7 protein-coding genes and 1 pseudogene are annotated in these 12,252 nt (G+C 60.4%); 7 read left to right on the top strand and 1 reads right to left on the bottom strand.

Annotation, left to right across the window (positions count from 1 at the left end):
• The first annotated feature begins 72 nt into the window (after window positions 1-72).
• The 7 genes from MF6396_RS17505 to MF6396_RS17475 all read left to right on the top strand — a co-directional run bounded on the left by MF6396_RS17505 (window position 73) and on the right by MF6396_RS17475 (window position 11,496).
• Window positions 73-852 (top strand): ABC transporter ATP-binding protein, encoded by a 780-nt coding sequence (locus tag MF6396_RS17505; RefSeq protein WP_078481181.1) that lies wholly within the window; start codon window positions 73-75, stop codon window positions 850-852.
• A gap of 80 nt (window positions 853-932) precedes the next feature.
• Entirely contained in the window at window positions 933-1,709 is a 777-nt protein-coding gene (locus tag MF6396_RS17500; protein ID WP_054914377.1) for a transporter substrate-binding domain-containing protein, read from the top strand.
• Window positions 1,710-1,745: 36 nt separating this feature from the next.
• A complete protein-coding gene (locus tag MF6396_RS17495; RefSeq protein ID WP_043864005.1) occupies window positions 1,746-2,459 on the top strand; it encodes an ABC transporter permease in 714 nt (237 codons plus the stop codon).
• Between the two features lie 10 nt (window positions 2,460-2,469).
• The gene (locus MF6396_RS17490; protein ID WP_078481109.1) at window positions 2,470-3,159 is read left to right on the top strand and encodes an ABC transporter permease; all 690 of its coding nucleotides are present in this window, start codon (window positions 2,470-2,472) and stop codon (window positions 3,157-3,159) included.
• A gap of 44 nt (window positions 3,160-3,203) precedes the next feature.
• Window positions 3,204-4,385 carry a pyridoxal phosphate-dependent aminotransferase gene (locus MF6396_RS17485; protein WP_043864003.1) on the top strand — a complete coding sequence of 394 codons (1,182 nt, stop codon included), beginning with the start codon at window positions 3,204-3,206 and terminating at the stop codon, window positions 4,383-4,385.
• Window positions 4,386-4,406: 21 nt separating this feature from the next.
• A complete protein-coding gene (locus MF6396_RS17480; protein WP_102063815.1) occupies window positions 4,407-5,867 on the top strand; it encodes an aldehyde dehydrogenase family protein in 1,461 nt (486 codons plus the stop codon).
• Between the two features lie 505 nt (window positions 5,868-6,372).
• Window positions 6,373-11,496: a RecQ family ATP-dependent DNA helicase gene (locus tag MF6396_RS17475; protein WP_078481106.1), complete on the top strand. Its 5,124-nt coding sequence runs from the start codon at window positions 6,373-6,375 to the stop codon at window positions 11,494-11,496.
• A 31-nt stretch (window positions 11,497-11,527) separates the two neighbouring features.
• Here the strand turns inward: MF6396_RS17475 and MF6396_RS17470 are convergent.
• Window positions 11,528-12,124 (bottom strand): annotated as a pseudogene (locus tag MF6396_RS17470) (IS3 family transposase); the annotation flags it as partial.
• Window positions 12,125-12,252: the final 128 nt, after the last annotated feature.

The following is a 12,252-nucleotide window of genomic DNA, read 5'->3' as shown; positions in this document are numbered from 1 at the left end:
GGGGCTGTCCGGTCGGGTTGATCAACAACAATGGGACATCGAAGCATGATCCACGAAAAAGGGCTGCCAAGCATGCAGTCGACCCCCGTCGTCGCCATCGATGACCTGCACAAGAGCTACGGCGACCATCACGTCCTCAAAGGGATCTCCCTGCGTGCCCATGAGGGGGACGTGGTGTCCCTGATCGGTTCCAGCGGCTCGGGCAAGAGCACCTTGCTGCGCTGCATCAACCTGCTGGAGATTCCCAACGCCGGCAGCCTGCGCGTGAACGCCGAGGAAGTCAGGTTCAGGCAGGGGCGTGGCGGGGTGCGCGAGATCGCCGACCTGCGCCAGGTCGAGCGGCTGCGTGCGACCCTGAGCATGGTGTTCCAGAACTTCAACCTGTGGCCGCATCGCACCGTGCTGGAGAACGTGATCGAGGCCCCGGTGCATGTACTGGGTGAGAAGCGCCAGGACGCGATCGCGCATGCCGAGCAGTTGCTGGAGAAGGTCGGGCTGGCCCACAAGCGCCACGACTACCCCTCGTTTCTGTCCGGTGGCCAGCAGCAACGGGTCGCCATTGCGCGGGCACTGGCGGTACGGCCCAAGGTGATGCTGTTCGACGAACCTACCTCGGCGCTGGACCCGGAGCTGGTGGGCGACGTGTTGAAGGTGATCCGCGACATCGCGCAGGAGGGCCGCACGATGATCCTGGTGACCCACGAGATGGCGTTCGCGCGGGATGTCTCCACCCAGGTCGTGTACCTGCACCAGGGCCAGATCGAAGAGCAGGGCCCACCGCAACAGGTGATGCTCGACCCGCACAGCGAGCGGTGCCGCCAGTTCGTGATGGCGCAGAACAATCGCTCATAACAACACTATTCATCCGCGGGGGCGTGCCCCTGCATTGTCCGCTGCCAAAAACCAAACAATAGCTGCATAAGGACTGTTAAATGAAAAAGACACTCGTTGCTGTCGTGCACTCGCTCCTGCTGGCCGGGGCGATCAATGTCGCCCACGCCCAGGACAAGGTGGTGTTCGCGATTTCCCAGGAACCCTACCCGCCGTTTTCCTTCAGAAACAGCAATGGTGCGTGGAGCGGTTTCGAGCCTGACCTGATCAGCGAAGTATGCAAGCGCATGCAGGCCGAGTGCTCGCTCAAGGGAATGGCCTGGGACGGCCTGATTCCGGCGCTGCGCTCCAAGCAGGTGGACGTCATCATGAACTCGATGTCCATCACCCCCGAACGCGAGCAGGTGGTGGACTTCAGCGACCCGTACATCGAGACGCCCGCACTGTGGGTCGGGGATGCCGCCCTGGAACTGACGCCCACCCCGGAAGGGCTCAAGGGCAAGATCATCGGCGTGCAGGGCTCGACCAGCCATTCTGCCTACGTCAAGGAGTACTTCGGCAAAGGCTCGACCATCCGCTACTACAACGACCAGGACGACCTGCTGGCCGACCTGCGCAGCGGCCGCATCGACATCATGCTGGCCGACAAGATCTCGGTGGAGCCGATGCTGGCACTGCCCGACAACGCGATGCTGGCCGGCAAGGGCATCGCGCCGGCCGACCCGCTGTTCGGCAAGGGCATCGGCGCGGCGGTGCGCAAGGGCGACGATGCCCTGCGCGAGAAGCTGAACCAGGCGCTCAAGGCCGTGCGTGAAGACGGCACCTACGACGCCATTGGTGCGCGCTACTTCAAATCCAGTGTCACAGCCGCCCAATGAGGCGGTTGAAACCTGCGCGGGTGATCGGGTGCCTGTATGACCATTTCTGAAATGTCCAATCTGCTGTTCGCCGAGGGCTGGATTCAAACCCTGGCCCAGGGCGCGGTGAAAACCCTGGGTATCTCCCTGGGGGCCTTCGCGCTGGGCCTGTGCATCGGCCTGCTCGTCGCGTTGATCAAGCTCAGGGGGCCACGCTGGATGGTCGCCTGTGCCAACTGCTACACCACGCTGTACCGCGCCGTGCCGGAACTGCTGCTGATCCTGCTGCTGTACTACGCAGGCACCGACCTGCTGAACCTGGCGATGGCCGCGATGGGCCGGCCCAGTGTCGAGATCAACGGGTTTCTGGCTGCGGTCGTGGTGCTGGGGATTGTCCAGGGCGCCTACTCGGGTGAGGTGATTCGCGGCGCCGTCGAGGCCATTCCTGCGGGGCTGGTGGAGGCCGGCAGGGCCTACGGCATGTCGCGGGCAAAGCTGTTGAGCCGGATCATCCTGCCGTGCATGTTGCCGTTCGCCATCGCGGGCCTGTCGAACCTGTGGCTGGTGCTGGTCAAGGAAAGTGCGCTGATCAGCGTGGTGGGCTACAGCGAACTGCTGACCGCCGGGCGTCAGGCGGCGGCCAGCACCAAGCACTACCTGCTGTTCTACCTGGTGGTCGCGGCGTTCTATTACGTCATCACCCTGGTTTCCAGCATGGTGTTCCGCAAGTTCGAGGCCGGCTTCGAACGCTGGATGCCCAGGAACGTATAAGGGGACGATCATGGATTTGACTTGGCTGAATGATTTTTCCAGTGAACTGCTGCGCGGTGCCGGCCTGACCGTGCAGTTGCTGCTCATCTCGGCAGGCTTCGGGTTTGTACTGGCCATCGCGATGGCCCTGGGGCGCCTGTCCAACAGCGTTGTGCTGGCCAACGCCTGCCGGTTTGTCAGCAGCGTGATTCGCGGTACGCCGCTGCTGGTGCAGATCTACATCCTGTATTACGGCGTCGGCAGCCTGCTGGCCAGCTACCCGCTGATCAGGGGCGGGGTGTTGTGGCCCTACCTGCGCGAAGGGTTCTGGTATGTGGCCCTTGCACTGACCTTGAGCGTGGGGGCGTATGTGGGCGAAGTGCTGCGCAGTGGCCTGCGCGCCGTACCCAGGGGCGAGCTTGAAGCGGCACGCGCCTATGGCATGCGCCGCGGGCAGATCCTGCGCAGGGTGTGGTTGCCGCGGGCATTGCAGATGGTCAGGCCGACCCTGGCGGGGGAGAGCGTGATGCTGCTCAAATCCACGGCGCTGGCCTCCACCGTCGCGGTTACCGACCTGCTCGGCGCCGCCAACATCGTGCGTTCGCAGACCCTGCGGGTCTATGAGCCGCTGCTGTTGGTGGCGATCACCTACATCGTCCTGGCCCTGATCATCGAAAAGAGCTTCAAGTTGATGGGCACCACCTCGCAGCGTCGAGTCTAGTGGCTAACGTATTGGCGTCGGTCTGCACGCCACAAGGAATTCAAATGAAGTATTCATCTCTGGTTCAACGCATCAGCGGCGAGAGCGTAGCCGCATGGGACATTCACTATGCTGCCTGCCAGGCGCAGGAGCGGGGCGAGAACGCGATCATCCTCAGCATCGGCGACCCCGATTTCGCGACGGACGATGCGATCTGCGAGGCCGCGATCCAGGCCCTGAAGGCCGGCGATACCCACTACACCCCGGTAGTGGGCCGGGAAAAGCTGCGCGAAGCCATCGCGGCCAAGCAGCGCAAGCTGCTGGGCATACCGGTGGCCGCCGAGAACGTCGCGCTGGTGGCCGGTGCGCAGAACGGCCTGTACGCCGCAGCCATGTGCCTGTTCGAAAGCGGTGATGACGTGCTGGTGCCCGAGCCGATGTACCTGACCTACGCTGCCAGCGTGCAGGCATCCGGTGCGCGGCTGGTGTGCATCGAGCAGCCTGCCGAGAAGGACTTTCGCCTCACGGCCCAGGCGCTTGAAGCCGCACTGACCCCCAACACCCGTGGCATCGCCCTGGCCACGCCGAACAACCCCACCGGCAACGTCTACACCCGCGAGGAGCTGGAGGCGGTGGCGCAGGTGGCCCGGCGTCACGACCTGTGGGTGATCTCGGACGAGGTCTACTGCCAGCTGACCTACGACGCGCCGCACATCAGCATCGCCAGCCTGGAGGGCATGGCCGAGCGCACGGTGGTGCTCAACAGCCTGTCCAAATCCCACGCCATGACCGGCTGGCGGGTCGGCTGGGTGGTGGCGCCCACGAGCCTTGTCCAGCACCTGGACAACCTGCTGCTGTGCATGCTCTACGGTCTGCCGGGCTTTGTTCAGGAAGCCGCGCTCAAGGCCATCGAGCTGGACGATGAGATCGTCGCCTCGGCCCGCGAACTCTACACCCGCCGCCGTGACCTGATCGCCCGGGAGCTGGACGGGGTGCCGCTGATCAAGGGCAAGGTGCCCGAGGCGGGCATGTTCATGCTGCTGGACATTCGTGCCACGGGCCTGTCGGGCGTCGATTTTGCCTGGGCGCTGTTCCGCGAGACCGGCGTCTCGGTGCTCGATGCCCAGGCCTTTGGCGCCAGTTGCGCGGGCTTCGTGCGGGTGTCGTTCACCGTTGCCGACAAGGACCTGCTGGACGCCTGCCAGCGGATCCGCCAGTTCATCGAGAAGCTGCAGGCCGGCCTCTGAGCCGCTTGCGAAGGAATGACGATGCTCCCTCCTGAATGTTCATCCGAAGTGCTCGCCGGCGTGCTGATCGGCGAGCAATGGCTCGCCGACGGCCCGCCGCTCGAGGTCATCAACCCCTCCACCGAGGCGCTGATCGCCACGGTGGGCGGGGGCAACGCTGAAACCGTCGAGCTTGCCGTGCAAAGCGCCGCTGCAGCGTTTGCGCAGTGGTCAACCAGCACTGGCGCGTTGCGTGCCCAGGTGTTGCGCCGCATTGCCCGGGGCATACAGCAGAACCGCCAAACCCTGATGGCGCTGCAATCGCGCAACAACGGCAAGCCATTGGCCGAAGCGGGGCTGGACGTGGACGACGTGATAGCCACCTTTGACTATTACGCCGACCTGGCCCAGGGCCTTGACGCTGCACAGGACCGTGGCGTGGAGCTGCCTGCCAGCGACTATGCCGCGCGCTTGCGGCGCGAGCCGTGTGGCGTGGTTGCGCTGATCGTGCCGTGGAACTTCCCCATGGTCACCACGGCCTGGAAACTGGCGCCGGCCCTGGCGGCGGGGTGCACGGTGGTGCTCAAGCCATCGGAGGTCACGCCGTTGCCGGAGCTTGCACTGGCGCGGATCATTCTCGAGGCGGGCCTGCCGGCGGGCGTGTTGAACATCGTGTGTGGTACCGGCCTGGCCGTGGGCGCACCCTTGTCGGCGCACCCGCAGGTGGCCAAGATCTCTTTCACCGGCAGCAACGCGGTGGGGGTTCAGGTAATGCAGCGCGCGGCAGAGACAGTGAAGGGTGTCAGCCTGGAGCTGGGCGGCAAGTCTGCGTTGATCGTGCTGGAGGATGCCGACCTGGAGCTGGCGGTCGAGCTGACCTGTGGCGGCGGCTTCTACAACGCCGGCCAGATGTGCTCGGCCACCAGCCGGGTGCTGGTCGCCGAGCACCTGGCGGACGCCTTCGTGGCAAAGGTCAGGGCCCGCGCCCAGGCGATCACCGTTGGCGACCCCTTTGTCGACGGGGTGCAGATGGGTGCGCTGGTCAACCGTGCCCAGTACGAGCGTGTGCTGGCGCACATCGCGCGCGGGCTGGCTTCGGGCGCCCGGCTCGAGTGCGGCGGTGGGCGCCCGCAGGGCTTGGCGCAGGGGTTCTACGTTGCGCCGACGGTGTTCACCGACGTGGCGCTGGACAGCAGCTTGTGGAACGAGGAGATCTTCGGCCCGGTGATCTGCATCCGCCGTTTCGGCACCGAAGCCGAGGCCATTGCGCTGGCCAACCAGGGTGATTTTGGCCTGGTGGCCACGGTGGTCGGCCGCGACCGAGTTGCGGCCAACCGGGTAGCGGATGCCTTGCAGGCCGGCATGGTCTGGATCAATGCGCCTCAGGTGATCTTCCCGCAGACCGCCTGGGGTGGGTACAAGCAGAGCAGCATCGGGCGCGAGCTCGGCCCCTGGGGGCTGGCAGCGTTTCAGGAGTTGAAGCATGTGGTGAGTGCTGGTTGATTGGGGGGCTGATGGCGTGCTGTTGCGTCGGTAATTCACTGCATCGGCAGCTTTGAGGGGCTGCATCCTGTCGCTCGATTGCCAGCTGGTATTGGCGGTCCGTCTGTGGCTTGTCGTGATGTGGCAGGCCGGCAGGGGGCTGTTGCAGGCTGTCAGGATCCCCAAAAAACATTTGGACAGGGCTCTAGATCGGTGGTTTAAGTATGAAATTCTTAGCCTGTGCCCCCAATTTTGCCCCTAGTCCCGACCGGTACGCGCGCCAATCGTGATTGGCGATCTCTGACGCGGATCAGGATGGTTGTCGGTGGCTTTTAGTGTACGTCAGTCCCTGCTTGCTCGGAGGTTGTCGGCATAATTGGTTGTCAGGACAGTGCGCCAAGTGTCTCGTAGGAGTGCATCTAGATATCTCTTATTGGTGCTTGATGGCATGATGATGCCCATCACTTCCATCGTTCATGCGTTGAATGATGATTGTCGCAATAGCTGAGCAGGGAATGCCCGTTTGATGTCGTCACTTCCTCAACCCAAATGCCTTATTTTCGATCTTGAGGTGGTGCCGCCCAAGAGCAATGAGCCTGCCCAGATCATGATGGTCGGTGCCCTTCGGCCTGACTCGGGGGCGGAGTTGGAGCTGAAGGTATCTGGAAACCCGTCCCTAGCCTTGCAGCAGTTGGATGCACTGTCCGAGGGGGCGAGCTTCGTACTCGGACACAATGTTATCGATCACGATCTGCCTATCTTGCGCGAACATTTGCCTGGTATGGCTTTGCATGCTCTGCCGGTCATCGATACTCTGCGTCTGTCGCCACTGGCGTTTCCACAAAACCCATATCACCGGCTGATCAAGGATTACAAGCTTGTCCGTGACAGCCTGAACTCGCCGTTGTCAGACTGCCGCTCGACGTTGGTTCTTTTTCAGGATCAACGCCAGGCCTTCACGCAGTTGAACGAGATCAACCAGATGGAGCTTCTCTGCTATCAGGCGTTGCTAACGCCGAGTATGAGGGGAGACCTGGGAGCTTTCTTCGCATCCTTGACTGGGCAGTCTCCGGTATCTGTACCCGAGCTCAAAATGCTGGTTCCGCAATTGCTGCAAGAGACGGATCCTTCTCAACTGCGGGATTTGAAGGTATGTCGGGCACGACTGGAGCAACTGCTCGACGACGATCTTCAAGGGGAAGAATTGCATTGGTCACTGGCCTATGTGTTGGCCTGGCTCCGGGTATCTGGCGGCAACTCGGTGTTAGCGCCTTGGGTTCGACACCAGTTTCCGGAGGTTGGACGGTTAATCTCCGAGCTACGTGATGTGCCGTGTGAGCGCGAGGATTGTCAGTACTGTCAGACGACTCATGATCCACGTCACGAACTGAATCGCTACTTCGGCTTCCCTGATTTTCGCTACGAGAGGCCAGGGGAGAGTCTTCAGCACGACATCGTGCTGGCCGGTATGCGTGGCCAGCACGTATTGGCCATCCTGGCGACCGGCGGGGGCAAGTCGCTATGTTATCAATTGCCGGCATTGAACCGGTTTCATCGTAACGGCAGTCTCACCGTCATCGTTTCGCCGTTGCAGTCACTGATGAAGGATCAGGTCGACGGACTGCTGGAGCGCAACGTCCAGTGTGCCGCAGCACTGAATGGCCTGCTTACTATGCCGGAGCGCGCAGAGGTACTGGAGAAGATCCAGATGGGCGACGTCGGCATTTTGCTGGTGTCGCCCGAGCAGTTCCGCAACAAGGCTTTCCGGCGAGCGATCCGTCAGCGTCAGGTTGGTGCTTGGATTTTCGATGAGGCGCATTGCCTGTCGAAATGGGGCAGCGACTTTCGGCCAGATTACCTTTATGTGTCCCGCTTCATCCGGGAGTACACCGATGACCAACCGCTAGCGCAGATCGGCTGTTTTACCGCGACGGCCAAGCCCGATGTGCTAGCGGATATTCAGAGCCACTTCAGGGAAAGCCTAGGCATTGAATTCAAGGTGTTCCCTGGAGGGCACGAGCGAACCAATCTGCATTTTGACGTGCTGCCCTGCACCAAGGCAGAGAAGTGGTCGCGTACGGATGGGTTACTGCGTGAGCACCTGAACGCTCAGGAGGGCGGTGCAGTCGTCTTCGTTTCCAGTCGTAAGAGTGCTGAGGAACTGTCCGATTTCCTGATTGGCCAAGGCTGGTCTTGCAAACATTTCCATGCCGGTCTTGAGCCCAACACCAAAACGGATATTCAGGACGATTTTAAGGCTGGGCAACTGAAAATCATCGTTGCCACCAACGCTTTCGGGATGGGCGTGGACAAGGCAGATATCCGTCTCGTTGTACATGCCGACATACCAGGCTCGCTGGAGAACTACTTGCAGGAGGCGGGCAGGGCTGGGCGTGATCAGGGTGATGCGCGCTGTGTGCTGTTGTACGACCCACAAGACATCGAAACTCAGTTCGACATGAGCGAGCGCTCGAAGCTCAGCATCCGTGACATCCAGCAGATCCTGCGCAAGTTGCGTAACGAGAGCAGTCGACGCAAGAGTGGCAAGCTGATCATCACGGCGGGCGAAATCCTGTTAGACGATAACGTTGAAACCAGTTTCTCCGCGGATGAACGTGATGCCGAAACCAAGGTCGTTACGGCGGTTGCTTGGCTGGAGCGTGGTGATTACCTTAAACGTGAGGAAAACCACACGCAGATTTTCCCAGCACGGCTGGATGTGAGCGAGGAAGAGGCCGAGAAACGTTTGCTGAAGGCCGAGTTGCCGCAACGTCGATTGGAGGAGTTCAGGGCTATTCTGCGCTTTCTCTACGGCGCCGATGCTGATGAGCGGGTGAACACCGACCAGTTGATGCAGTTGACCAGCCTGGAATCGGAGGAGGTTGCCAGCGCACTCAAGCAGTTGGAGGAGATGGGGCTGCTGGTCAATGACTCGCAGGTAACGCTGTATGTGCGCCATGGTGTGACGGGGGCTTCCAGTCAGCGCCTTCAGAACACCCTGGAGCTGGAAAAGGCATTGCTGCGGTGCTTGCCAGAGCAGGCGCCGGACGCCGAGCAGGGCGGTTGGCAGGATCTGAATCTTCCGTCACTGACCGCTGAACTTAAGGCAGCGACAAAGCTGGAGGAACTGCTCCCGCTGCACGTGCTTCGGTTGTTGCGCAGCCTGGCACAGGATCATGATGCGGATGATCAGCAGCGCAGTAGCTTTGAGCTCAGGCAACTCAATCGTGACTACCTCAAACTGCGCATCAAGGGTGGTCATTCCTGGGCGAAGATCGTTGGCTTTGGTGACGTGCGGCGCGTATTGGCGAGCAAGTTCCTGGAACTGTTGGTCGGTAAGCTACCGGCAGGATTGCGTGGCGCGGATCTGCTGGTCGAAACGAGTTTTGGCGAATTGCTCCGGGTGATCGAAAGTGACCTCGAACTGCCGCATCTGATTCCGCCTAACAGGCGCCGCAAGGTGATTGAGCATGTCCTGCTCTATTTGCATCGGCAGGACATTTTGACCCTCAACCACGGCATGACGGTCATGCGCCGGGCTATGACCATCGAGGTCAAGAAGGAAGACAAGCGCAAGACCTTCCTCAAGGAGGACTACTTGCGACTCGACGAGCACTACCGCGAGAAGCTCATTCAGGTTCATGTGATGCGTGAATATGCGGAAGTGGCGCTGAAGGAGATGGCTGAGGCGTTGCACCTGGTGCTGAATTACTTCACCGACTCCAAGCAGGCATTCATCAAGCGGCATTTTAATGGGCGGGAGGACGTGCTCAAGCTGGCGACCAGCGAGGAGTCATGGAAATCAATCATCGAGTCGCTGAGCACCACTCAGAAACTAATCGTCGCTGACGATGACGACATCAATCGGCTAGTGCTGGCTGGACCGGGCTCCGGCAAAACACGTGTGATCGTGCATCGCATCGCTTACCTGTTGCGAGTGCGGCGAGTACCAGCGACCAGCATTGTGGCGTTGACCTTCAACCGTCATGCAGCGAACGAGATCCGCAAACGGCTGTTGGCCCTGGTCGGGGGCGACGCCTATGGTGTCAGTGTTCTGACTTATCACAGCATGGCCATGCGTTTGACCGGAACCCGTTTCGAACGAGGCGCGACGGTCGACGAGCGAGCTCTCAAGCAGGTGTTAAGCGATGCCGTCGAGTTGCTGGAGGGTAGGCGCAATATTGAGGGCGAGGACGACCTCCGCGAGCAGCTACTGCGCGGATACCGTTATATCCTGGTCGATGAATATCAAGACATTGATGATCTGCAGTACCGCCTGGTCAGTGCTCTAGCTGGGCGGCACGCGGAAGAGGATGGCCGGTTGTGTATCATGGCGGTAGGCGATGATGACCAGAACATCTATGCCTGGCGCGATACCAACAATCGTTATATCGAACGCTTCCGCGACGACTATGAGGCGTCGACCAGCTTCCTGGTCGATAACTACCGTTCTTCCCTGCGCATTATTGAGGCGGCCAACCAGCTCATTGGCCAGAGTTCGGCTCGACTGAAAGAGGCCGACCCAATCCGGATCGACAGGGCTCGGCAGGAGCTGCCGGCCGGCGGGCTATGGGAAGAGCAGGATGAGCAACGCAAGGGCCGGGTACTGAGATTGCTGATCGACCCGAGTGACCGTGAGCGCGGTAATCTGCAGGCTCAGGCGGCCATGATGGAGTTGGAGCGGTTAGTGATGCTCGAGCCAGGGAGTTGGAACGGTTGTGCGGTTCTGGCGCGGACGCACCGCTATCTTTGGCCAATTCAGGCCTGGTGCGAGCAGCACGAGATTCCTTATTTCCTGGCAGCAGACAAGGAAACGGCATTACCCATTACTCGGCAGCGCAGTTTTGTGGCTGCAACCGACTATCTGCGAGAAATCGAAGGCGCTTTGTGCGCAGCGAACGCATGGCAGCGTTTGTCGTGTAGTAATCAACTGGTGGAAGCCGAGTGGCGGAGTTTTTTCCAGACAGCCTTTGAGCAAATGCGAGGAGAGTTGGGCGAATGCCAACTTGGCAGTGGTGCCTTGATCGACTGGTTGTACGACTACGCCCGTGAATTGCGCCAACAGCCGAAGGAAGGCCTATGTCTTGGCACCGTGCACTCGGCGAAAGGGCTGGAGTTCCGCCATGTCGTTCTGTTGGATGGTGGTTGGAGTGCTCAGGTCGATACGCTGGCTGATGAGCGACGTTTGTACTACGTGGGGATGACGCGAGCCGAGCAGACCCTTACGTTGTGCGAGTTCGCTGACGGCAATCCATTCAGTCGCAGTCTGATGAGGGATGTTCAGCAACATGGTTTTCAGGGGCAACCTCTTCCTGAGTTGGAAGTGCGCTTTCAGCAACTGACGCTGAAGGAGATCGATATTGGCTTTGCCGGTCGTCAATCACTGCATGCCCGGATACACAAGGCGGTTGAGGTACTTCGCGAGGGGGATCCCCTGACGCTGAAGGAAGAGGCTGGCCGCTATCAACTGCTCGACAAGCAAGGCAACGTGGTAGGGCGAACCGCCAAGTCTTTCCAACCACAGATCGGCTTCGATCAATGCGAGGTCGCTGCCGTCATGGTTCGGTTTGCAGAGGATGGTGAGGAGCAATTTAGGGATTTGAATAAGTGTGAGCGTTGGGAAGTGGTTGTGCCGAGAGGGAGATGGTAGGTGAGGTTCTTAAAAAACGGGATTGTAGTGGTCAACTAATCCCGGACACTGCGTTAAGTTTTTCCTCGGCCACAGCGGGCGCCAGCCCGCTGTTAAATTGATGTGGCCGTTGCCAGTTGTAGCGCTGCATCAAAAACCGGCCGATATCCTGCTGTGCTAACGAAGCGCTCATGTAGCCCACGGTCGGTATCCATTCCGTTTTCAGGCTGCGAAACAACCGTTCCATCGGTGCATTGTCGTGGCAGTTTCCACGTCGACTCATGCTCTGGTTGAAGCGATAGCGCCACAGTCGCTGACGGAAGCCTCGGCTGCCGTACTGGCTTCCTTGGTCGCTGTGAAACAGAACGTTTTGAGGCCGACCACGCTGCTCATAGGCCATATCCAAAGCCTTGATAACCAGGTCAGCGTCAGGCTTCGATGAAAACGCCCAGCCCACCACGCGACGGGCGAACAGATCGATCACAGCCGCCAAATAGTGCCAGCGACCTTGAGCCCAGACATACGTGATGTCACCGCACCAGACCTCATTCGGCGCCGACACGGTGAACTCTCGATCCAACACGTTCGGGATATCCGGCCGCTCCACCGTCGCCTTTTTATAGGCATGTGAGCCAGGTTGCTTGCTGATCTGAATCGCCCCGGGTTTCGTAGACACCTCTTTGCCTTAAACTGAGGCCAATTAGGAGGTGCCATGAGCAACCCGCGTTACCCCGAAGAATTCAAAATCCAAGCAGTCAATCAAGTGACCGAAAAGAA

Source organism: Pseudomonas sp. MF6396 (assembly GCF_002018915.1).
Taxonomy (GTDB): Bacteria; Pseudomonadota; Gammaproteobacteria; order Pseudomonadales; family Pseudomonadaceae; genus Aquipseudomonas; species Aquipseudomonas palmensis.
This window is presented reverse-complemented; position numbering and strand designations above follow the sequence as displayed.